This is a genomic window from Nocardia neocaledoniensis (genome assembly GCF_029868625.1).
GTDB classification, from domain to species: Bacteria; Actinomycetota; Actinomycetes; order Mycobacteriales; family Mycobacteriaceae; genus Nocardia; species Nocardia neocaledoniensis_A.
In genome coordinates, this window is sequence record NZ_JARWOJ010000035.1 from 1 (window position 1) to 22,591 (window position 22,591).

Sequence of the window (22,591 nt, forward strand, 5' to 3'; positions counted from 1 at the left end):
GAGCAGGCCCCCGGGGGGGCCGGAAAAGAAAAACCCCGGGGGGGGGGAAAGCCCAGGGGGACAAAAAGGGAATAAATACCCAAAAGGGGGGGGGGAATAAAAAAGCCTGGCAAAACCCCCCCCACCCTGCCCCCCACCCGCTATGTCTTCCCGGGGGCCCCCCCCGCGCCCGCGCCGCTGGTCGCGGCCGGTATCGCGGGCGGCATCGTCGCCGGGATGGCCTCGGGCGCGGTGCTCTCGCGAGTCTCGTTGGGCCGCAAGCTGCTCGACCGCATCCTGCCCAAGCCGGGCACCGGCCCGAGCGAAGAGGCCCGGCGCAGCGGCTGGTTCGCCATGAAGACCTTCGCGCGCACCAGTTCCGGCGCCAAGTACCAGGCCACCTTCTCGGGCACCGGTGACCCCGGCTACCAGGCCACCGCCGTCCTGCTCGGCCAGAGCGGACTGTGCCTGGCCTTCGACGAACTCCCCGAACGCGCGGGCGTTCTCACTCCCGCCTCCGCCATGGGCGAGGCGCTCACCGAGCGGCTGCGCGCCGCCGGGATGACCATCGAGGTCGCGCGGCAGTGAATCTGGCCCGTGTCGCGATGAACGTGCCCGCGGTGGCCGCGGTGTACGAGCACGCCTGGCGACCCACCCTGTTCTATCTCGCGAGCGGTCGCACCACCGGTAGCGACCGCCGCGAGGCGGTCGACACCCTGCGCCTGCGTGGCGGCAAGAAGGTACTCGACCTCGCCTGCGGCCCCGGCAATTTCACCAGGTACCTGAGCGATTTCCTGGCGGGCGACGGCTTCGTCACCGGCCTCGACTACTCCGAGCCGATGCTGGCCAAGGCCGTGGCCGACAACGCGGGGCCACGCGTCGGATACGTCCGCGGTGACGCACGCGTACTGCCCTTCGCCGACGGAACCTTCGACGCCGTCTGCTGTTTCGGCGCGCTGTACCTGATCCCCGATCCGCTCGCGGCCACCCGCGAGATGATCCGGGTGCTCGCGCCGGGCGGCCGCATCGCCATCACCACCAGCTACCGCGAGGACAACCTGTTCGGCAAGGCGGGCACCGCCGCCGCGGGGCTGAGCGGGCTGCGCCTGTTCGATCGCGACACCTTCCCGAACCTGTTCGCCGAGGCCGGATTGATCGAGATCGACCAGCGCGTACACCGTTTCATGCAATACGTCGACGCCACCAAGCCCGCCTGAGCGATTCCGGGGTAGCTCGGCGGTAGCCTTCGCGGCATGGACGCGGTGAACTCGGTAGTCGTCGACATCAACGACGTGTTCTGGAACTGGCTGCTGATCCCGCTGGTGATCGTCGCCGGGTTCTACTTCACGCTGCGCAGCGGTGTCGTGCAGCTGCGGATGCTGCCGGAGATGGTGCGCGCGGTCACCGAGAAGGGGAAGACGGCCGCCGACGGCAAGAAGTCGGTGTCGGCGTTCGGCGCGTTCAGCATCTCGGCCGCGGCGCGCGTCGGCACCGGCAACATCGCCGGCGTGGCCACCGCCATCAGCGTCGGCGGACCGGGCGCGGTGTTCTGGATGTGGGCGATGGCGACCCTCGGCGCGGCCTCGGCGTTCGTGGAGTCCACGCTCGCCCAGCTCTACAAGCGCCCCGAGCACGAGCCCGGCACCTTCCGTGGCGGGCCCGCGTACTACATGGAGCACGGTCTCCGCCGCCGCTGGCAGGGTCTGACCTTCGCGGTCATCATCACCGTGACCTTCGGTTTCGTCTTCAACGCGGTGCAGTCCAACACCATCATCGCCACCTCACGCGCCTCGCTGTCGGGGCTGGACGGCGACTGGTTCGCCCCGCTGGTCGGGCTCGGGCTCGTGGTCCTGCTCGGACTGGTGATCTTCGGCGGGGTGCGCCGGATCAGCCACATCACCGAGGTGCTCGTCCCGGTCATGGCCGGGGTGTATCTGGTGCTCGGGATCGCGGTCGTGGCGCTGAACATCAGTGATCTGCCCCGCGTGGTCGCCGATATCGTCGGCGGCGCGTTCGGTCTGCGCGAGGTGGTGGGCGGCGGGATCGGCACGGCCATCGCGCAGGGCATCCGGCGCGGCATGTTCTCCAACGAGGCGGGTCTGGGCTCCTCGCCGAACGCGGCGGCCTCCGCCGATGTGTCGCACCCGGTGAAGCAGGGCCTGGTGCAGTCGCTCGGCGTGTACTTCGACACCCTGCTGATCTGCTCGATCACCGCGTTCATCATCCTGACCAGCGACCCCGACCTGTCCGAGCGGCGCAGCGCCGATCTCACCCAGACCGCGCTGCGCACCGAACTCGGCACCTGGGCCGGGCACGTGCTCACGGCGGTGGTGTTCATGCTCGCGTTCAGCTCGATGATCGGCAATTTCTACTACGGCCGCGCCAATATCGAGTTCATCACCGACAAACCGCAGGCGCTCACCGCCTTCCGGGTGCTGGTGCTGGTGGCCGTGTTCGGTGGCGCGCTGGGGTCGGTGGCGCTCATCTGGAACCTCGCCGATGTGTTCATGGGCGTGATGGCGCTGGTGAATCTGGCCGCGATCATCCCGCTCGGCGCCGTCGCGTTCCGCCTGCTCGCCGACTATCGCGCGCAGCAGGCAACCGGTGTGGACCCGGTTTACGTGCACCGGGCCGAGATCGCCGATCCGGCCGGGGTGGCCTGCTGGCAGGCAACGATTGCGTCGAGCTTGCCGGTCGATCGTCCGCGCTAGTGGTAGGCATGGGAAATGGCGAAACACTGGGCCGAACCGGTCACCTCCGCACTGCGGGCCGACGGTCAGCGCGTGGCCGATCTCGACCCGTCGACCACGCCGGGCTTCACCGGTGACAAGCAGCTCGGCAGGAAGCTGCTCGTCGAGCGTGGTCTGGTGCTTTCCGACCTGCAGGAGCGGTTGTTCGCGAACGGGCGCACCGGCGATCGGCGCAGCGTGCTGCTGGTGTTGCAGGGCATGGACACCGCGGGCAAGGGCGGCATCGTGCGTCACGTCATCGGCTCGGTGGACCCGCAGGGTGTCGACCACGCGTCCTTCGGCGTGCCGACCGAGGAGGAGAAGCAGCACGATTTCCTGTGGCGCATCCGCAAGCGGCTGCCGGTACCAGGACAGATCGGCGTCTTCGACCGCTCCCACTACGAGGACGTGCTGGTGGTCCGGGTGCACAATCTCGTGCCCGCGTCCGAATGGGAGAAGCGCTACGGCCTGATCAACACCTTCGAACGCGAGGTCGCCGACGCCGGCACCACGATCATCAAGGTCGCCATGTTCGTCTCCCTCGACGAGCAGAAGCGCAGGCTGCGCGAGCGGCTGGAACGCCCCGACAAGCACTGGAAATTCAACCCCTCCGACATCACCGAGCGCGCCCACTGGCCGGAGTACCAGAAGGCGTACCAGGTGCTGCTCGACCGCACGAACACCGACTACGCGCCCTGGTACGTCCTGCCCGCCGACAGCAAGTGGTACGCGCGCCTGGCCGTCACCGAACTGCTGATCGACGCGCTGACCAGGCTCGATCTCGACTGGCCGACCGCCGATTTCGACGTCGCCGAGCAGCTGCGCAGACTCGACGAGTCCTGATCCCGAGCGTTGAAGAAACTCTCAGGTTCGGCCCGCATGATGTCCGAGGTGGGGAGACTACGAACGAAAGGCGTGTGACAACGGTGAGCACCGGGAAGCAGAACCCACTGGCGGCGGCCGAGGCGGCCGACAAGCGGCGCAAGATCGCGATCCAGATCGGCGTGGCCGGTGTGCTGGTCGCGCTGGTCGCCGCGATCGGCGTCGGGATCGCGGTCAACCGCTCCGACGACGATTCCGCGTCGGGGTCGAGTTCGGTGGCGCAGCTTCCCGCGACGGGCGGCTCGGTGACCGAGACGGGCACGGTCCGCATCGGCAATCCGGACGCCAAGGTGAAGGTCCGCGTGGTCGCCGACCTGCAGTGCCCGGCCTGCAAGCAGTTCGAGGCCGCCAACGGCGAGGCGCTGGCGCAGGCCGCGGCCGACGGCACCGCGGTCGTCGAATACCAGGTCATCTCGTTCCTGGACAAGGCCTCGACGAACCAGTACTCCTCGCGGGCGGCCAACGCCTCGTTCTGCGTCGCCAAGTCGGATCCGAGCAAGTACCAGACCTGGCTGCAGACCATGTTCGCCAAGCAGCCCGCCGAGGGCGGCGCGGGCCTGTCCAACGAGCAGCTCGTGCAGATCGCGACCGAGGTCGGCTACACCGATCCGGCCGTGGCCACCTGCATCGACGACAAGCCGTACAACGACTACATCACCCAGGTCACCCAGCAGACGCTGAACAGCGGCGTGGAGTCGACGCCGTCGGTGTTCATCAACGGGCAGCTCAACCAGACCGACGCGATCTTCACCAAGAACGGCCTGGCGTCCGTGATCGCCGACGCGGCGAAGTGATCACCGCCCCCGCCCGCTCGGCGTGGCTGCTGCTGATCGCCGGGTCGGCGGGGTGGCTGGCGTCGTTCACGCTCACCGTCGAGCGATTCAAGCTGTTCGTCGACCCGGATTACGTCACCTCGTGCAGCATCAACTCGGTGCTGTCGTGCGGGTCGATCATGAAGACCGACCAGGCGGCGGTGTTCGGTTTCCCGAATCCGCTGTTCGGCATCGTCGGGTTCTCCGTTGTGGTGACGCTCGGCGTGCTCGCGGTCGTCAGTGTCGGGTTCCCGCGCTGGATCTGGGGCGGGCTGTGGCTGGGGACCGTGCTCGGTGTCGCCGCGATCTGCTGGCTGATCTTCCAGAGTCTGTACCGGATCAACGCGCTGTGCCCGTACTGCATGGTGGTGTGGGTGGCGACGCCGATCCTGTTCGCGGTCACCACCCAGGAGACCTGGGGACGTTCCCGCGGCGTGATGGGCATCCTCGCCGAGTGGCGCTGGACGCTGGTCGTGGTGTTCTACGCGGTCGTCCTGCTGCTGGTCTTCCTGAAATTCCAGGACTACTGGCTGAGCCTGGTCTAGTTGGGCGTGCCCCTGGCCAGCACCACCTCGACCACGCGGGTGCTGCCGTCGGGCGCGGTGACGTCGAGCCGTATTCGATCGGCGGGGCGGCGCACGCCGATCGCGGCGCTCAGCGCCTTCGCCGTGGTGATCGCGACGCCGTCGACGGCGGTGATCACGTCGCCGGTGGTGATTCCGGCCGCGCGGGCAGGCTGGCCGTAGAGGGCCCAGCTCACCTCGGCGCCCGAGGGTCGTGCGTCCACGATCTGCACGCCGAGCGTGGCCGTCGGGCCGATGTGGACGGTCTCGGTCGGCACGCCGGAGCGGATCTGGGTGACGATCCGCATGGCGGTATCGATCGGCACCGCGTACCCGGTGGCCGGTGTGTCGCGCCGCTGGGCCGGGGTGCGCTCCCCCGAGGCCGCGGTGATCACGCCGACGACCGCGCCACCGCCGTCGACCAGCGCGCCACCGGACTGCCCGCCCACCACCGGCGCCGCGATCTGCACCATCCCGCGCAGCGACTTCCTGGACATGTCGGCCGAGTTCATCGCGACGATGCTGGCGTCCAGATCCGTGATCGGCCCGGCGACCGCGGTCGGTTCGCCGCCGTCGCCGCCCGCGTCACCGATGGCGAGCACGTCCTGCCTGATCCGCAGGTCGGACGAGGTACCCAGCCGAGCCGTCGGCAATCCGCTCGCACCGGCCAGCGACAACAGCGCGATATCCGCGGTCGAGTCGTACCCGAGCACGGTGGCCGGGTACACCACGCCGTTGCCGATATCGGTCACCGAGACCTCGTCGGCACCTTTGATCACGTGATGGCTGGTCAGGATCTGCCCGTCGGCGGTGAGCACGATCCCCGACCCGGCGGCGTCGGCCCCGAACAGCGTGGCATCGACGGAGATGTTGACCAGCGCGGGCTCCACCTGCGCCGCGACCAGCACCGGGTCGAGCGGAACCGGCGGCGGTGGCTCGGCCACCGCGAGATACTCCTCCGCCCGTGGTTGCCAGGGCAACGCCAACTCACCGCGATAGCCCAGGAACGCGCACACGCCGATCAGCGCGACGACGAGCGTCACGAACACCCGACCCACAGCGTGCACGCGCCTGTCCTCTCTCGCGAGCCGACTCTTCCATTGTGACCCGGAATCCGGGCCGTCCGGTCTCGATCCGGGCGTGCCGGTTGGCAAACGACGCATGCGGCGGTAGGCATGACTCCATGAGCACCGCTGCCGCCTACGCCATCCCCGCCGCCGACGGATCCTTCGAGAAGGTCACCATCGAGCGCAGGGACCTCGGTCCCGACGATGTCCTGATCGACATCAAATACGCGGGGATCTGTCACTCCGACATCCACACCGCGCGCGACGAGTGGGGCGGCGCGAAATACCCGTGCGTGCCAGGTCACGAGATCGCGGGCATCGTCGCGGCGGTCGGGTCGAACGTGCGCAAGTACCAGGTCGGCGACCGGGTCGGCGTCGGCTGCCTGGTCGATTCGTGCGGCAAGTGCGTGCCGTGTCTGGCCGGCGAGGAGCAGTACTGCGCCAGGGGCGCCACCTGGACCTACAACAACCCGGTGCCCGAATCCGTGCAACCCGGCGGGTACACGATGGGCGGGTACGCCACCCAGATCGTGGTGACCGAGAACTTCGTCGTCGCCATCCCCGAGGGCATCGGCCTCGATGTCGCCGCGCCGCTGCTGTGCGCGGGCATCACCCTGTACTCGCCGCTGCGGCACTGGAACGTCGGACCGGGCAAGAAGGTCGCCATCATCGGCATGGGTGGGCTCGGGCACGTGGGGGTGAAGATCGCCGCCGCGCTCGGCGCCGAGGTCACCGTGCTCAGCCAGTCGCTGCGCAAGCGCGACGACGGCCTGCGGATGGGCGCGCACCACTACTACGCCACCAGCGACAAGGAGACCTTCCGCCAGCTGCGCGGCTCGTTCGACCTGATCATCAACACCGTCTCGGCGAACCTGCCGATCGACAACTACCTGCGCTTGCTCGCCCTGGACGGCACCCTGGTGATCCTGGGCCTGCCCGATCAGCCGCTCAGCGTCACCGGCCGCAACCTGGCCGCGTTCCGGCGCTCGCTGGCCGGCTCGATGATCGGCGGCATCGCCCAGACCCAGGAGATGCTGAACTTCTGCGCCGCCAACGGCATCGGCGCCGAGATCGAGCTCATCTCGGCCGACGAGATCGACACCGCCTACGAGCGGGTCCTGGCCAGTGACGTCCAGTACCGCTTCGTCATCGACACCGCCACGATCTAGTCGGCACTGCCCGCGGCGGCCGCGGCACGCTCGGCTTCGAGGATGTCGGCCAGTGCCGAGCGTTCCGCCTGGTGCCTGGCCAGCAGGTCGGCGCTGAACGCGGTCCAGGCCGCGTCCTGCTCCGCCGTCATCCCCGCGCCCTCGACCTCGAAATCGATCTCGGGATGGATATCGGTGAACTCCGTGAAGCGGCGGCCCATCTCGATGCTGTGCTTGCGGTTGAGCGCGATTCGTCGCGGATCCATCGTCGGTCCTTTCCTCGCCGCCGACGATAGGCGCGATCGTGCGCGCCGCGGGGCCTTCGCTGGGTGATCTCGGTACCGTTGTCGCGTGGCTGCCGACGACACACCGACTCCCGCTGGCCCCGCGGCACCGCAGGCGAACGCGCTGCCGACCACCTGGTCGACGCGCACGCCACCGCGGTGGTTGCCGCGCGCCCTGCTCTATGTGGCCTTGGCCGCGGCGGGGCTGATCGCGGCGTTCTGGGTGCTCGCGAAGATGCAGGGACTGCTCGTCGTCCTGATGGTCTCGCTGTTCCTGGCGTTCGCGATCGAACCCGCGGTGAATTGGCTTGCCGCGCGCGGTGTCCGGCGCGGCGCCGGCACCGGGCTGGTGTTCGCCGTGCTGCTGGTGGTGATCGTCGCGTTCGTGTGGACGCTGGGCGCGCTGCTGGTCAGCCAGGTGACCATGCTGGTGAAGAACGCGCCCGACTACATCCAGGACGTAGTCGACTGGATCAACGAAACCTTCCATCAGGATCTGTCCGGCGCCGACCTCACGAAGTACGCCTCGGAGTGGAGTTCCACGATCGAGGGCTATCTGGTCGGGCTGGCCGGAAACGTCTGGGGCATCGGCACTGTCGCGATCGGCGCGATCTTCCAGCTGCTCGGCGTGCTGCTGTTCACCTTCTACTTCGCCGCCGACGGTCCCCGCTTCCGCACCTGGGTGTGCTCGCTGCTGCCGCCCAAGCAGCAGAAACACGTTCTGCGGGCGTGGGATATCGCGGTCGAGAAGACCGGTGGCTACATCTATTCGCGCGCGCTGCTCGCGCTGTGCTCGGCGGTCGCGCACTATGTCGCGCTGCGGGTGCTCGATGTGCCGTCGGCGTTCGCGCTGGCGCTGTGGGTCGGTGTGGTCTCGCAGTTCATCCCGACCGTCGGCACCTACCTGGCCGGTGCGCTGCCGGTGCTGGTCGCGCTGGTGCACGACCCGATCACGGCGCTGTGGATCCTGCTGTTCATCGTGGCCTACCAGCAGTTCGAGAACTACGTGCTGCAACCGCGCATCACCGCGACCACCCTGGACATGCATCCGGCGGTGGCCTTCGGCGCGGTGATCGCGGGTGCGGCCCTGCTCGGGCCGACGGGCGCGCTGCTGGCCATTCCGGTCACCGCGACGATCCAGGGCTTCGCCGGCGCGTACGTCCGCCGCTACGAGGTCACCGAGGAATCCGAGACGCCGCCGAAGAAGAAGCGCAAGGAGCGCAAGCAACCCGCCACCGACACGTCGAGCGAGTAGGCCCGCCCATGGCGATCGTGCTGTCGCTGGTCTCCATGCTGTCGACGCTGCTCGGCGGCTTCGTCGCCATGCGCATCGGTGACCGCAAGCATCTCGTGCTCGGTCTCGCGGCAGGCGTGATGCTCGGCCTGGTGGCGTTCGATCTGATCCCCGAGGCGCTCGAGCAGTCGAGCGCCGAGGTGCACGGGGTGCCGGCGGTGCTCATCGCGGCGGTCGTCGGGTTCATGAGCCTGCACATCATCGAACGCGCCGTCGCCATCCACACCGGCCACGAGCAGGAATTCGGCACCCACCACCACGGTTTCGAGTCGGTCGGCCTGCTCGCGGCGGCGGGGCTGATCTTCCACAGCACGCTCGACGGTTTCGGGATCGGCCTCGGCTACCAGGCGGGCGCGACTGTCGGCCTCTCCGTGGCGATCGCGGTGATCTGCCACGACTTCGCCGACGGCTTCAACACCTTCACCATCCCGACCCTCTACGGCAGCGCACGCAAACGCGCCTTCACCCTGCTCGGCCTGGACGCGATCGCCCCGGTGGTCGGCGCGATCCTGGGCACCCTCATCAAGGTGCCGGAGCAGTGGATCGGCCTGTACCTCGGCTATTTCGCCGGGTTCCTGCTCTACCTGGCCACCGCCGACATCTTGCCCGAGGCCCACGCCGAACACCCGTCGCGGCTCACCCTGCTGCTCACCGTCCTCGGTGTGGGCGCCATGTTCGTGGTCGCCGCGATCAGCCACTGACGGGCGCGGCGACCCGCAACACCGCCTCGACCGACGCGTCGACGAGCGCGTCGTCGAGCGGCAGATGCCCGAACAGCGCGCGGAAGTAGATCGGCGCCGCGACCGTGTCGAGAACGAAGTCGAGGTCGATGTCCGGGTCGACCTCACCGCGAATCATCGCCGCCCGCAACGCCGCCGCTGTCGTCTCGCGGCGCGGCTCGAAGACGGTCGCGAGGAAGTGTTCGCGCAGTTCGGGATCGTTGGCGAGGTCGGCGACCAGCGCGGGCAGCACCCGATCGAGCGAGGTGTCGCGCAGCGCTGCCACCAACTCACGCAGAGCCGAGGTGAGGTCGGCCCGCAGGTCACCGGTGTCCGGCGTCGGCCGCGTCCCGAGCAGCTCGGCGACCACCGCCACCACCAGGTGCCGTTTCGACGGCCACCGCCGGTAGATCGCCGGCCGATGCACACCCGACCGGGTGGCCACCTCCCCGATCGACAGCTCGGCATACCCGTTGTCGTCGAGCACTTCTCGCGTCGCGGCCAGCACCGCCGCGTCGATCCTCTCCTCCCGCACCCGTCCCGCCATCAGAACACCGGCCTCGGCACGAGCATCACGAGCCACCCGTCCGGATCGGGAAAAGCCATGCCCCCGTTGGCCGCCCAGTACGGATTCTCCGGTTCCACCGGCTCGACCCCGAACTCCCCCAACCGCTGAACCGCCTCGAACATCGCCGCCTCCCCCTCGAAATACAGCACGAGCAGATTCTCCGCACTGGGCGCCGCCCCCGGACTCCCGTCGACATGCGTCGTGAACTCGAGGTGATAGCCGGTCCCCGGCAACCCGACCATCACCCCGTCATACCCCGCGTGATTCTCGAACCGATACAACTCCCGCAGCCCCAGCCCCTCGACATAGAACCGCACCACAGCATCGAGCCGATCGGTAGGCCGCGCGATCCGCACCTGCGCCACGCGCAACGAATCCGGCCAGGAAATCGTGTCCATGACTCAACAGTACAGTACGTACCGTAATAAAACGGGAGGGCTAGTCGCGGACTTCCCTAGCGCGATCGAGCACCTCCCCTTCGGTGGGCGGGCTGGGCGGGTGGTGGCTCAGGCACATCGGAATCGCCAGTTTGCGGAAAGCTCGTCCCTCGGTGGCCCCGTAGAACTGGCCCGCGCGGAGCCGGCCGATGTCGTCGACGTTTCCGCCCCAGGTCGCAGCGATGCTCTTGGCCGCCTGGATCTGCACCGCCGTGCCGAGCCTGCCGTAGTACTGGATCGCGGTATTGCTGACGACCTTGTTGTGCAATCCTTTCGGCGCCTGAGTCGCGTACGCGATGCCGAGCCCGTACTTGCGCGCCTGTGCGGCGAGCATCAGGGTGCTCGCGGTCGCCGGTGTCTCCCTGCCGGTCGGGGCGAAGATCTGCGCCTCGTCGAGGACTAGCAGCCCACCGAGTGGGCGATCCCCGGCCGGATTCCGCTTGAAATGGGTGAACAGCGCTACCTGCAACTGGCTGACGAATGTCGCCCGCTGGTCGACGTCGGGCAACCCGATACAGCTGATCACCGAGACGCGGGCCTTCTTCCCCGGCGCTGGCGTGAGCAGCACAGCGGGATCGAGTGGTTCACCGTCGCCACCGAACAGTGGATCGTTGATCATGGAAACGGTGAGCCCATCGGCCATCTCGCTCGCCAGCTGGACCGCGTTGCGCACATGGCTCACGTTGTCGGGCAGATCCGCGAGTAGCGCGATCAGCGTGGTCAGCTTCGTGTCACCACCGCGTGCGAAGTGAGTGAGCGTCTGCAGCAGAACCGCGCGGGCGTGATCCAGCTTGCGGCCGGTGATCCCGGTGCGCCCGAGCAGGTCGGCGGCGGCCACGTCCACTGCGGTCCGCAGCTCGTCCGGATCGTCGCGGACCGCGGAGAAGTCCGGGAGCGGGTTCAGGATCAGCGGCCGCCCGGCCTGTCGACGCGGTGTCCACACCACCACGTCGGTCTCGGCGAGGAATCGCGCCGCTTTCTCCGCATCACCCGGTTCCCAACCGGACGGTGGCTGCGGCCAGGCGTCGCCCATGCGGGACAGGTCGTTGTTCACGTCGATGATGATCGAGGAAACACCTTGCAGCGCCACCTCTTCCACCAATCGCCGCAGCAGCACCGTCTTCCCCGAACCGCTGCCGGCGAAGAGCGAAACATGCTTGCGCAGCTGCTCGGTCGGGAAACCGAACACCCGCTCGTCGGCGATTCCCCGGCCGAGCGCGACCGCCGCCTGCCCCGATGTGGACGTCACCGCGGGCACGGGCGAAGCCGGGTGCTCGCGCACGTCGTCCGTGTCCACGCGCTCCGCCGGTGGATGGATGGCGGCTTCATGGCCGGGTGCGTTCTGGCCCGGCGCGGGGCTAGATCCCGATGGCTCGGGCAGCGTCTCGAAGACCCGGCGGAACAGCTGCGATGTCCCGGCCGGTGCACGCAGTGCCAGCCAGGCGTCGAAGCCGGGCTGTGGATCGGCCAGTAGCCGCTGTAGCGCGGTGAACGTGCGCAGATCGTCCTGCGAGATGCTCAGAGCGTTCCCATTGGCAGCGCGCAGATCGTCCAGCATCTGCACTGTCTTGGGGCCGTTCGAGAAGGCGATATTGCGCAGGATGGTCAGGTGTCGTTTGTCGTTCGCCGCCTCGATCCCGGATTCGATGACGGCCGAACGCATTCGGGATTGCACAGCGAGGTGATGCGAATGCCCGATCGCCCGGAAGCTCCAGTGTTCCTGCTCCTCGAGCACCGGATCGATGGTGCGGCGCAGCCGGGCGTGCACGGCCCGACCGGTGGAGGTCGCGTCGTCGATCTTCAGGTCGTCACGGCCAGGACGTTCCAGGACGAAGCACTGCAGGGCGGCGTTGAGCAGACCAACCATGAGCTCGTCCTCCCTGGCGGGATCGAGCGGGGTGACGATGTCGGCGGCCGCGCGCAGGGCGGCGAACCGCTCGTCGAACGGACTCGGGTCCGCCAGCGGTACCGGCGGAGCCGTTGCGGCGGCGCTGTCGCGTTCGGTGAACTCGACGAGTTCACGTACCTCGTTCCGGCCCAGGCAGTCCCGCACATGGTCGGCGACCAACTGCAGAAGCCGACGCGGGGTGTAGTGCTTCACCTCACCCGCCGCGAAAGCGCGCGGGGAGATGGGCCAGGTCGGGTACGGCGGAGTGAAATCGACCTCGTCGTACTGCACCGCCAGGTGACCGGCGACCACCGCCGCCGCCACCTGGGCGCCGGGCAGCGCCGTGTCGAGGTACAGCTCGGTGAAACGGTCGGCGGCCGAGGACACCCCCTGTTGCTTGAGGTAGTGCCACGTCGTCGGGATGCACGCCGCGACGATGATCGTGCGCACCGTCTCTTCCCGCAGCTTCATCAGACTGGCCGCGTGATCAGCCGTCCCCGCTCCCCCTGCCGTGGCGGACTCCGCCATCACCGCATCGATCTGATCGAGCGCGACCACCACCGGGCCCGCCGCCGCGAACAGCCGGATCAGGTCATGGAAGATCAACTGCGCGTTGCGGTTTCCACGCCGGAATCCCCATTCCCGTGCGACATCCTCGTCGAGCGGTTCCCGCAGGACGAGAAAGCTGTCGCCGACGTCGCGCAACGTTCCGCCCGCGCGGAACAACACCAGCGCGCGCAGCGTGTCCTGGCACTCATAAGCCAGCTGTGGTTCCGAGATGCTCAGGTCGTCCAGGAAACGCGTGAGATCCTCGGGCTTGGGCCGCATCGGACCAGCGATCCGTGCCGTGCGTTCGGGGTCGCAACCCGCCCGTGTCGCCAGCCGAACCAGGAGCCGGCGCAGCTGACCGCCATCGGTGCCGGTCAGCCTGTTCGTCACACCGTGGACGGCGCCGTCCCAGAACGAGGCGCCATCGATCAGTTTCGGCATGAAGAAGAAGCCGTCGCGCTCCTGCACGTACTGCCGGATCCAACCGAGCAGATGTGTCTTCCCCACGCCGGGATCGCCGTTGATGATGAAGCCGGTCGGCGCGATTTCGGGCCGGTCCTCGGCCAATCCGATGGCCCTGACGATCTCCGCCGAGGCCGTGCGGTGAAGATCCTCCACATGATGGTTCTGCGGTCGCCAGATCGAATCGGAGTCCAGTGCGGTGCTGAACTGCACCCGCGCCAGTGCCCGGCGCTCCTGCTCGTTCACCGCGACGCCGCCACCGTCAGCAGATGCCGCGCGGTACCGCCGAGTATCACCGCGGCCGCGTGATCGTCTTCGGTCAAGGTCTTACGATCGGCCTCGGCACGCACATGGACACCGTCCTCCTCGGCCAGCCTGGTGACAGCGGCGGTGAAGTCATCCGGCGGGATGTGTGGCAGCCGCGTACGCAATTCGGCGAGGCGGACCTGGTCAGGCTTGCCCTTGGTGAGCTCGGCGTACTTCCGGGTGATCTGCCCGGCGACGTCGGGCTGGAAGATTTCCGACAGCACTTGGCCACTGACGTCGAGATGCCGATGCAGACCGGCGAGGACCGCGTAGAGCGCACCACCGAAAGAACCCGACCCGGGCGGTGGCGGGCTGGTGAGCTCCCGCGTGCACCACTGCGCCCCGGCCTCCGTCAGCTCGTGCACCAGCGCGCGCCCGACCTTCACGCTGTCGACCAGCCCCAGCCGATTGAGCCGAAGCCGGGGTTGGCCATCGAGCTTCACTCCCGCCACGGCGGATAGCTCGGCGTTGGTGAGTTCCCTGGCCTCGGCCATCAATACCAGCAGGACAGCACGTTCACGGGCGCTCAACTGATCCGACAATGTTCGATCCGTTCTCTTACGATCCGCCGTGCTCCAGCACGATGAATCCGTTTTCGGAGGCTTTCAGGTCACGTTTGCCGTCGAAGCTGCCCACGGCTCGCACCCTGGCGCGGGAGCGAAGGGCCGCAAGGGCATTCACGTACTCTTCATCGGTGCGCAAGTGCACGCTGATACGCCGTTGCCGACCGGTGCTCGTTCCGTCGATCGACAGCACACCGCGCACCGTCGCCTTGCGGCCGTCATCGATGTCGAGTCCGACCACGGTGCCGTCGACCACCGCCGCCAATTCGACTTCTTGCGCGTCGAGCGACGCTTCGCCGGACATCGGGGCCGCTGCGGCGACGACCAGCAGCTCGGGAAGCCTGGCGACCGCCTCGGTGGCGAACTCGACCACGATGTCCGGCCGTGGAACCTGCCTCGACCAGCGGAAACTCAATTCGAACCGAATGGGGCCACGATCTGCCGAGCCGAGCGCGCCGAACGCCTCGACAGTGTCGTTGCGTATCTCGCGGGCGAGCCCGAACGCGGCGTCGCCCACACCGCTCGCCGCCTGCTGGACGGTGGCCGCCAGGTCGAGCAACCGAACGGCCGAACTACGCCCCAGCCGGGACCCGGGGCCGGCGAGGAACACGTCGAAGCCGAAGACGTCGCGCCGTGGCGACAACGTCGTCGCTCCGAGCAGTTCGGCCACCGCCATCCGTCGCATCGAGGCCGCCCTGATCTCACCGGCGGCCTGATCGGCGCAGGCCATCAACAGCGAGCGCAGGGCCGCCAGCGCGGCGGTGCCCACCTCGAGGGAGATCTCGTCTCCCGCGGCTCCGGCCGCGTACCCGATGACATCGACTCCGCCCGAGACGATATCGCGCACAACGACTTCCGCGGGGCGCTGCTCGAAGTCGGCGACACAGCGGACGAGGGCGCGCATCCGCGCGGTCGTGTCGGCGACCTCGCCGTCTGGCACCAAGACATCGAACTCGCCGTGGGTCCAGACCTGGCCGTTGCGCCACTCCTCCAGGTGCCGCCATCCTTGGGCACGCAGGTACCCGATCACCTCGTCGCGGCGTGGCATCGCGGACACAGCCGTCACCGCGGCGATCCGGCGACAAGGGCCCGCAGCGCGTCGACATCGAGGATATTGCTGACCGGGATGCCGACCGTGACCTTGCGCTTGGGGTTGTCGACGGCGAAACGGTCCCGGTCGCGCAGTGACAAGAAGTAGGCGCAGTGCCGCAGCATCAGCGCACCGGTGATCGTGTCGGCGAACCGGTCGGCGGCGGGCGGGACGTGAATGGCGAAAAGATAACGCGGAACCGCGAAGTCGGTCCCGGCGAGCTGGTTGAACTGCGTGTGGCTCAAGCCGGGAAAGATCAGTCGACCGTGCCGATACTTCGGTCGCGACACCGTCTTGATCTGCACTTCGATCTGCGGCGAGAACCCGTACCGAGTCCGTCCCGGCTGCTTGATACACAGGTCGACACCGTCGACATCGACGTCATCGGTCGACCACACCAGCCCGGCCGCCGACGCGAGCACCCGGACATAATCCTCGCCGAACTTCCCCTGATGGCTATTCGGATCCAGCACCGCGACCCCTCCTGGACAACCCGGCACCACCGCAGCGAACTGTAGTCCGCGCCACCGAAAACCGCTGGCATTCAGCAATCTTCAGCAGCAGATGCGAAAGAGGGGCGCACCGAAGTCGGTGCGCCCCTCCTCAGGCTGGGTCGGCTACTCCGCCGGGGCGGATTCCGCTTCGGCGGCCAGAGCGCGGCGGCGGACTCGGCGGGCGGCGGCGACCATGTTGCGCAGGGACGGGTCCAGCTGCCAGTAGTGGCGGGTTTTGAGGCCGCCGTCGGGGTTGGCCCAGAGGCGTTCGGGGGTCACGGCTTTGGCGGCCTGGGTGAGGAGTTCGTCGAGCTCGTCGATGTCGGGGATGCGGGCCGAACGGCTCTCGTAGACGCCGGGGCCGACACCGTGGCTGAGGCCGTGGCCGGTGGCGACGTCCTCGGTGAGGGCCTGCATAACCCACTCGATCGAGCGGGTCGCCACGATCGCGGTGACGTCGGCGTCGAGCTGCTCGATCGCGTCGACCACCTCGGTGCGGCCGGAATAGCCGATGTGCGTGTGGATCTGGGTGTCGGCCCGCACGCCGGAGGTGGCCAGCTTGAACGCGCCGACCGCCCAGCGCAGGTACTCCTCGCGGCCCTGCGGACGCGGCGGCAGCAGCTCACGGATGGCGGGCTCGTCGACCTGGATGATCGCGATCCCGGCCTTCTCCAGGTCGACCACCTCGTCGCGGATGGCCAGCGCCACCTGGTCGGCCGTCTCGTAGAGCGGCTGGTCCTGGCGCACGAAGGAGCGGGCCAGCATGGTGACCGGACCGGTGACCATGCCCTTGACCGGCCGGTCGGTGAGCGACTGCGCGTAGGTGGTCCAGTCGACCGACATCGGCGCGGGCCGCGACACGTCGCCGTAGATGATCGGCGGACGCACACAGCGCGAACCGTAGACCTGCACCCAGCCGAAACGGGTGGTGGCGAAGCCGTCGAGCTGCTCGGCGAAGAACTGGATCATGTCGTTGCGCTCGTGCTCGCCGTGCACGAAGACGTCGAGGCCGATGTCCTCCTGCAGGCGGATCGTCGCCTCGATCTCGGCCTCGACCTGCTTGCGGTAGTCCTGCTCGGACAGCCTGCCCTGATCCACCTCGTGGCGGGCCTGGCGCAGCTTGCCGCTCTGCGGGAACGAGCCGAGCGTGGTGGCGGGCACCAGCGGCAGGTTCAGCCGTTCCTGCTGCGCGGCGCGGCGCTCCACGTAGGGTTCGCGCTCGCGCATGTCGGGAGTGATCGCGTAGACGCGCTGGCGCACGGCGTGCTTCTGCTTGAAGTGCACCTCGGTCGGGCGTTTGCGCCAGTTCTCCGACGGGCCCTCGGTGAGCGCCTTGGCCAGCGAGACGACCTCGCCCACCTTCTGCTTGGCGAAGGCGAGCCGGTCGGCGACGTTGCCGTCGATGTCGTATTCGGCGAGCACGTCGTAGGGCACGTGCAGCAGCGTGGTGCCGGTGGACACCACCAGGTCGGGGCACACCTCGGCGATCGAGTGCAGGTAGTTCAGCGTCACGTAACGATCCGCGCGCCACACATTGGTACCGCTGATGACACCGGCGTAGATCCGCTTGCGCTTGATCCCGGGGATCGCGGCCAGTTCCTCCGGGGTCATCCGGTAGGAGGCCAGGTCGAGCCCGATGGCCTCGACATTGCTCGCGGCCAGGATGCGCAGGGCCTCGCCGAAATCGCCGTACTGGCCGGTGACCAGGATGCGCGGGCGCAGCGGCGCCTTCGACAGCCGCTGGTAGGCCTTCTCGAACGCGGCCAGCTCGGCCTCCGAGCGCTCACCGGTGAAGCAGGGCTCGTCGAGCTGCACACAGGTCGAGCCGCGCTTGGCCAGGATCTCGAAGAGCTCCTCGTAGACCGGCAGCAGCTTGTCGAGCAGGCTCAGCGTGTCGAACTCGGCCTCGCCCGGCACGTGTCCGGCCTTGGACAGCAACAGCAGCGACACCGGCCCGAGCACGACCGGACGCAGTTCGATCCCGCGCTCCATCGCCCGGTCCCACTCGTCGAGCAGGGCCTCGGGGTGCAGCGAGAACGTGGTGTCGGCGTCGAGTTCGGGCTGGCGGTAGTGGTAGTTGGAGCCGAACAGGCGGACCAGTTCCAGCGGCGGCAGGTCGGGGTTGCCGCGGGCCATCAGGAAGTAGAAGTCCAGCGGATCCATGCCCGCCTGGTACTCGGCGAACCGCGACGGCACCGCGCCGAAGAGCAGCGCGTTGTCGAGGATGTGGTCGTAGAAGGAGAAGGTGTTGCCGGGGACCTGCGTGAGTCCGGTCGCGGCCAGCTCGCTGAACTGGCGCTCCTGGATGTCGCGGCCCACCGCGAGCAGTTCCTCGCGTTCGAGCGACCCGCGCCAGTACGACTCGAGCGCACGCTTGAGCTCGCGGTGCGGACCGATCCTCGGGTATCCGAGAACGCTCGACCCGAATCCATCGGTGACGTTGACCATGACCGCCGATACTCCCTTTCGATCACCTGCGCGTCGCCCGGACTCCGCCGGTTGTCGCACATCGCTGCGCTCGACATAGCGCCGGGCCGCGCGAGCAGCTCCGGCTACAGCAGCTTAGGCCGCGAGCACGGCCCTTCGCCGTTCCCCCTGCAAACACCCCCGAAAAGGCCGAAGGCCACCGTCATCGCGCTGTCGGTGATGACGGTGGCCTCGGGTGAGCGAACCTATTTGCCGTACTGGTAGAAGCCGGCGCCCGTCTTCTTGCCGAGCAGGCCCGCCTCGACCATGCGCATCAGCAGCGGCGGCGCCGAGTACAGCGGCTCCTTGAACTCGGCGTACATCGAGTCCGCGATCGACTTCACCGTGTCGAGGCCGACGAGGTCGGTGAGCGCCAGCGGGCCCATCGGGTGGGCACAGCCGAGCACCATGGCCTTGTCGACGTCTTCCTTGGTGGCGAAGCCGGACTCGACCATCCGGATGGCCGAGAGCAGGTACGGCACCAGCAGCGCGTTGACGACGAAACCGGAGCGGTCGGCCGAACGCACGACCTGCTTGCCCAGCACGTCGGCGGCGAACAGCTCGGCGCGGCGGGCGACCGGCTCGCTGGTCTTGAGCGTGGTGACCAGCTCGACCAGCGGCAGCACCGGAACCGGGTTGAAGAAGTGCAGACCGACCACGCGCTCGGGGTTGGCGGTGGCCACCGCGATCTTCATGATCGGGATGGAGGAGGTGTTGGAGGCGAGCACGGCGTCGGGGTCGGTGACGACCTTGTCCAGCTCGCTGAAGATGGCCGTCTTGACCTCTTCGTTCTCGACAACGGCCTCCACGACCAGCTGGCGATCGGCGAAATCACTGAGGTCGGAGGTGAAGCGCAGCCGCCAGGCCGCCTGCTCCCGCTCGCGCTCGGTGATCTTGCCGCTGCTCACGCCACGATCCAGCGAGCGCAGGATCCGCGCACGACCGGCGGCGGCGAGTTCACGGGTGGTCTCGTAGACGAGGACGTCGACGTGCGCGCGTGCGCACACTTCCGCGATGCCCGCGCCCATCTGTCCGGCGCCGATGATGCCGACGCGCTGAATCTTCTCGCTGCTCACGTCCCGCTCCTGCTGTGTGTCTGGCTCTGGGGTGGCTGGGGAGGTCATGACGACCAAAGTATAGGGATGCCCTCCCACGCCGGGGCTGTTCGGCGTGGGAGGGCGTACACCCCTACCGAGGTAGAGGAAAGACGTTGCTACTCAAAGCAACCCCTGGGGATCAGTGGAATTGACCCTCTTCGGTGGAGCCCTTCAGGGCGGCCGTCGAGGTGTTCGGGTCCACGGTGGTGGCGATGGTGTCGAAGTAGCCGGCACCGACCTCACGCTGGTGCTTGATGGCGGTGAAGCCACGCTCGGCGGCGGCCTTGAACTCGCGCTCCTGCAGGTCGACGAACGCGGTCATGCCCTCGCGAGCGTAGCCGTGCGCCAGGTCGAACATGCCGTAGTTGAGCGAGTGGAAGCCGGCCAGGGTGATGAACTGGAACTTGAAGCCCATCGCGCCGAGCTCACGCTGGAACTTCGCGATGGTCGCGTCGTCCAGGTGCGCCTTCCAGTTGAACGAAGGCGAGCAGTTGTAGGCCAGCAGCTGGTCCGGGAACTCGCTGCGGACGGCCTCGGCGAACTTGCGCGCGACCTCGAGGTCCGGCACGCCGGTCTCCATCCAGATGAGGTCGGCGTAGGGGGCGTAGGCCTTGGCACGCGCGATGCAGGGCTCGATGCCGTTCTTCACACCGAAGAAGCCCTCGGCGGTGCGGGTGCCGTCCAGGAACTCACGGTCGCGCTCGTCCACGTCGGTGGTGAGCAGGGTGGCGGCCTCGGCGTCGGTGCGGGCGATGATCACCGACGGCACGTCGGCGACGTCGGCGGCCAGACGCGCGGAGGTCAGGGTGCGGATGTGCTGCTGGGTCGGGATCAGCACCTTGCCACCGAGGTGGCCGCACTTCTTCTCCGAGGCCAGCTGGTCCTCCCAGTGGACACCGGCGGCACCAGCGGCGATCATCGCCTTCTGCAGCTCGTAGGCGTTCAGCGCGCCACCGAAGCCGGCCTCGGCGTCGGCCACGATCGGGGCCAGCCAGTTCTTGACCGAGGTGTCGCCCTCGACCTTGGAGATCTCGTCGGCGCGCAGCAGCGCGTTGTTGATGCGACGGACCACCGAGGGGACCGAGTTCGCCGGGTACAGCGACTGGTCGGGGTAGGTGTGGCCGGACAGGTTCGCGTCACCGGCGACCTGCCAACCCGACAGGTAGATGGCCTTCAGGCCGGCGCGGACCTGCTGCACGGCCTGGTTGCCGGTGAGGGCGCCGAGGGAGTTGATGTAGTCCTCGTTGTTCACGAGGTCCCACAGGATCTCCGCGCCACGGCGGGCGAGGGTGTGCTCCTCGACAACGTTGCCCTGCAGGGCGACGACCTGCTCGGCGGTGTAGTTGCGGGTGATGCCCTTCCAGCGCGGGTTGGTGTCCCAATCCTGCTGGATCTCCGCAGCGGTCTTCGGGGTGCCGACAGTCGACATCTCTGACTCCACTTCCTCGGTGTGGTCGGTGCCCTGCGGTGCGGGCCGTGAATCAACCGGTGGCTGAACGCTTTCGGTTGCGCGGCTCGTACTGCTGGCGCAATTTGCAGGCTTGCTAGGACTAGCCAATGCCTGAGGGGTGTACTTCCACACGATGGCACACCTGGAAATAGCCGTCTACCTGTTGCTTGTGTGAATCTCAGCTAGGTTTGCCGCCGCTGTTGCTAACTTTGCGAAATTTGCCTCGGGATTGCAAGCATCGCGCCTACCGACCGGTAGCGCTGACCAGGAGTTTTAGCATAACGCCCGTACTGTTTGCGCCGACCGGTCGGGTACCGCCCGACACGCCCAACCCTTCCACTCTGTGAGCTGATTCACAGACCACGCCGGGCAGGAATGGTGTGCGTGTCGTCACTGAATCGGGCGAGGCGCGTTCGTTCTGGACACCCGACCGCCTAGGCGCGAAAGTGACCCCATGAGGATTTCGAGGATCGTGGCCACGTCGAAGGTCGCGCTGGCGGTGGTCGCGGCGACGGCCGTGGTGAGTCTGGTGCCGACGGCCGCGGGGGCGCAGGCGGGGACCGTCGTCGGCGTCGAGGCGCTGTCCGCCGCGGCGACGCCGCCCGGCTCGGCGCGTGCCGAGCGGTTGATCTACCGCTCGACCACCGCCGGCGACCAGCCGACCACCACCAGCGCGGCCGTGTACTTCCCGGCCGGACCCGTGCCCGAGGGCGGCTGGCCAGTGATCGCGTGGGCGCACGGCACCGTCGGTCTCGGCGACGACTGCGCCTACAGCGTGGCCGGTCCGGCGGCGGTCGAGCGTGACTGGGCCTATCTCGGCACCTGGCTGAGCCAGGGCTACGCGGTCGTCGCCGCCGACTACGCGGGACTCGGCGGACCGGGCGAGCACCCGTACCTCAACGGTGTCGTCGAGGCGCACAACGTGGTCGACGGGGTGCGCGCCGCCACCGAGCGGTACGGCGAACTGTCCCACCGCTGGGCCGTCGTCGGCCAGTCCCAGGGCGGCGGCGCCGCGGTGTTCACCGCCCGCTACGCTACCGAATTCGGCGGACCCGGCCTGGACTATCGTGGCGCGGTCGGCACCGGCGTACCCGCCTACATCGAGGACGTCATCCAGCTCATCGGCCCCGGCATGCCGCCGGTCGCCCTGAGCTCACACCTGTCGGCCTACGTGCTCTACATCCTCAACGGCCTGCGCACCACCTTCCCCGACCTGGATATCGAGGGCCTGCTCACCGAGTCCGGCCGCACGTGGCTCGACCGCGCGACCACCAGTTGCATCGGTCCCCTCGGCGACGAACTGGCCGCCGCGAAGCCGTCGATCGGCAGCATGTTCGCGCGCCCGCTGTCGAGCATCCCCGACCTGCACGGCCTGCTCGCGCGCTACATGGGCCTACCCGAATCCGGCTTCGACCGCCCCCTGTTCCTCGGCCAGGGCCTCTACGACACCGACGTCGTCACCCCCGAAACCCTCCGCTACGCGGCCACCCTCACCGCCACCGGCGAACCCGTCACCCTCCACACCTACCCCACCGACCACGACGGAGCCGTCAACGCGTCCCTCCCCGACTCCCTCCCCTTCGTCCGGGGCCTGTTCGCCTGACAACGCAACGCTCGCCCCGCCTGGTGCGGGCCCGGCCAGACAGGAAACGGCCCCGGGAACGGTGCGCGGGCGGGGCACGGGGATTATGAGGGTGGGTGGGGGGTTAGCCACGGTTTCGGGCTGTGTTATAGGGCGGGGTTT

Annotated in this window: 21 protein-coding genes; 10 read left to right on the forward strand and 11 right to left on the reverse strand. The window is 68.3% G+C overall.

The features are described from left to right. Nucleotides 1-216: 216 nt before the first annotated feature. The 6 genes from QH270_RS01560 to QH270_RS01585 all read left to right on the forward strand — a co-directional run bounded on the left by QH270_RS01560 (nucleotide 217) and on the right by QH270_RS01585 (nucleotide 4,947). Entirely contained in the window at nucleotides 217-567 is a 351-nt protein-coding gene (locus tag QH270_RS01560) for a hypothetical protein (RefSeq protein ID WP_348537626.1), read from the forward strand. After that, a complete protein-coding gene (locus QH270_RS01565) occupies nucleotides 564-1,196 on the forward strand; it encodes a class I SAM-dependent methyltransferase (RefSeq protein WP_280338546.1) in 633 nt (210 codons plus the stop codon). Before QH270_RS01560 ends, QH270_RS01565 begins: the two co-directional genes overlap by 4 nt. Before the next feature lie 36 nt (nucleotides 1,197-1,232). Continuing rightward, nucleotides 1,233-2,690 carry an alanine/glycine:cation symporter family protein gene (locus QH270_RS01570; protein ID WP_280338547.1) on the forward strand — a complete coding sequence of 486 codons (1,458 nt, stop codon included), beginning with the start codon at nucleotides 1,233-1,235 and terminating at the stop codon, nucleotides 2,688-2,690. 15 nt (nucleotides 2,691-2,705) lie between these two features. After that, nucleotides 2,706-3,551, forward strand: a complete 846-nt coding sequence (locus tag QH270_RS01575) for a PPK2 family polyphosphate kinase (protein WP_280338548.1) — start codon at nucleotides 2,706-2,708, stop codon at nucleotides 3,549-3,551. Nucleotides 3,552-3,634: 83 nt separating this feature from the next. Further along, nucleotides 3,635-4,384 carry a DsbA family protein gene (locus QH270_RS01580; RefSeq protein ID WP_280338549.1) on the forward strand — a complete coding sequence of 250 codons (750 nt, stop codon included), beginning with the start codon at nucleotides 3,635-3,637 and terminating at the stop codon, nucleotides 4,382-4,384. Continuing rightward, nucleotides 4,381-4,947 (forward strand): vitamin K epoxide reductase family protein, encoded by a 567-nt coding sequence (locus tag QH270_RS01585; protein ID WP_280338550.1) that lies wholly within the window; start codon nucleotides 4,381-4,383, stop codon nucleotides 4,945-4,947. The genes QH270_RS01580 and QH270_RS01585 overlap by 4 nt, the downstream gene beginning before the upstream one ends. Here the strand turns inward: QH270_RS01585 and QH270_RS01590 are convergent. Next, a complete protein-coding gene (locus QH270_RS01590) occupies nucleotides 4,944-6,032 on the reverse strand; it encodes a S1C family serine protease (RefSeq protein WP_280338551.1) in 1,089 nt (362 codons plus the stop codon). The genes QH270_RS01585 and QH270_RS01590 overlap by 4 nt on opposite strands. 116 nt (nucleotides 6,033-6,148) lie before the next feature. Between QH270_RS01590 and QH270_RS01595 the strand changes: the two genes are divergently transcribed. After that, a complete protein-coding gene (locus QH270_RS01595) occupies nucleotides 6,149-7,201 on the forward strand; it encodes an NAD(P)-dependent alcohol dehydrogenase (RefSeq protein ID WP_280338552.1) in 1,053 nt (350 codons plus the stop codon). Here the strand turns inward: QH270_RS01595 and QH270_RS01600 are convergent. Further along, nucleotides 7,198-7,446, reverse strand: a complete 249-nt coding sequence (locus QH270_RS01600; RefSeq protein ID WP_280338553.1) for a hypothetical protein — start codon at nucleotides 7,444-7,446, stop codon at nucleotides 7,198-7,200. The two genes, QH270_RS01595 and QH270_RS01600, sit on opposite strands and share 4 nt — an antisense overlap. An 85-nt stretch (nucleotides 7,447-7,531) precedes the next feature. Between QH270_RS01600 and QH270_RS01605 the strand changes: the two genes are divergently transcribed. Together QH270_RS01605 and QH270_RS01610 are read left to right on the forward strand one after the other, a co-directional pair. Further along, nucleotides 7,532-8,719, forward strand: coding sequence for an AI-2E family transporter (locus tag QH270_RS01605; RefSeq protein WP_280338554.1), 1,188 nt, complete (start codon nucleotides 7,532-7,534; stop codon nucleotides 8,717-8,719). An 8-nt stretch (nucleotides 8,720-8,727) separates the two neighbouring features. After that, nucleotides 8,728-9,459 carry a ZIP family metal transporter gene (locus QH270_RS01610; RefSeq protein ID WP_280338555.1) on the forward strand — a complete coding sequence of 244 codons (732 nt, stop codon included), beginning with the start codon at nucleotides 8,728-8,730 and terminating at the stop codon, nucleotides 9,457-9,459. On the opposite strand, the gene QH270_RS01615 is transcribed toward QH270_RS01610, so the two are convergent. The 9 genes from QH270_RS01615 to aceA form a co-directional block, all read right to left on the reverse strand. Continuing rightward, nucleotides 9,449-10,024 carry a TetR/AcrR family transcriptional regulator gene (locus QH270_RS01615; protein WP_280338556.1) on the reverse strand — a complete coding sequence of 192 codons (576 nt, stop codon included), beginning with the start codon at nucleotides 10,022-10,024 and terminating at the stop codon, nucleotides 9,449-9,451. The genes QH270_RS01610 and QH270_RS01615 overlap by 11 nt on opposite strands. Then, complete coding sequence (locus QH270_RS01620) at nucleotides 10,024-10,410, reverse strand: VOC family protein (protein ID WP_432420273.1); 387 nt, start codon at nucleotides 10,408-10,410, stop codon at nucleotides 10,024-10,026. The genes QH270_RS01615 and QH270_RS01620 overlap by 1 nt, the downstream gene beginning before the upstream one ends. 73 nt (nucleotides 10,411-10,483) lie before the next feature. After that, complete coding sequence (locus QH270_RS01625; protein ID WP_280338558.1) at nucleotides 10,484-13,627, reverse strand: ATP-binding protein; 3,144 nt, start codon at nucleotides 13,625-13,627, stop codon at nucleotides 10,484-10,486. Continuing rightward, nucleotides 13,624-14,217, reverse strand: a complete 594-nt coding sequence (locus tag QH270_RS01630; RefSeq protein WP_280338559.1) for a hypothetical protein — start codon at nucleotides 14,215-14,217, stop codon at nucleotides 13,624-13,626. The genes QH270_RS01625 and QH270_RS01630 overlap by 4 nt, the downstream gene beginning before the upstream one ends. A gap of 28 nt (nucleotides 14,218-14,245) precedes the next feature. Further along, complete coding sequence (locus QH270_RS01635; protein WP_280338560.1) at nucleotides 14,246-15,316, reverse strand: hypothetical protein; 1,071 nt, start codon at nucleotides 15,314-15,316, stop codon at nucleotides 14,246-14,248. Next, entirely contained in the window at nucleotides 15,313-15,813 is a 501-nt protein-coding gene (locus tag QH270_RS01640; protein ID WP_280338561.1) for a DUF4365 domain-containing protein, read from the reverse strand. Before QH270_RS01640 ends, QH270_RS01635 begins: the two co-directional genes overlap by 4 nt. Nucleotides 15,814-15,957: 144 nt before the next feature. Beyond that, the gene (gene metE, locus QH270_RS01645) at nucleotides 15,958-18,282 is read right to left on the reverse strand and encodes a 5-methyltetrahydropteroyltriglutamate--homocysteine S-methyltransferase (protein ID WP_280338562.1); all 2,325 of its coding nucleotides are present in this window, start codon (nucleotides 18,280-18,282) and stop codon (nucleotides 15,958-15,960) included. Nucleotides 18,283-18,506: 224 nt separating this feature from the next. Beyond that, on the reverse strand, nucleotides 18,507-19,376 hold the full coding sequence (locus tag QH270_RS01650) for a 3-hydroxybutyryl-CoA dehydrogenase (protein ID WP_110039131.1): 870 nt from the start codon (nucleotides 19,374-19,376) through the stop codon (nucleotides 18,507-18,509). Between the two features lie 160 nt (nucleotides 19,377-19,536). Then, nucleotides 19,537-20,826, reverse strand: coding sequence for an isocitrate lyase (gene aceA / locus QH270_RS01655; RefSeq protein WP_280338563.1), 1,290 nt, complete (start codon nucleotides 20,824-20,826; stop codon nucleotides 19,537-19,539). Nucleotides 20,827-21,301: 475 nt separating this feature from the next. Between aceA and QH270_RS01660 the strand changes: the two genes are divergently transcribed. Continuing rightward, nucleotides 21,302-22,450 (forward strand): alpha/beta hydrolase family protein, encoded by a 1,149-nt coding sequence (locus QH270_RS01660; RefSeq protein ID WP_280338564.1) that lies wholly within the window; start codon nucleotides 21,302-21,304, stop codon nucleotides 22,448-22,450. Nucleotides 22,451-22,591: the final 141 nt, after the last annotated feature.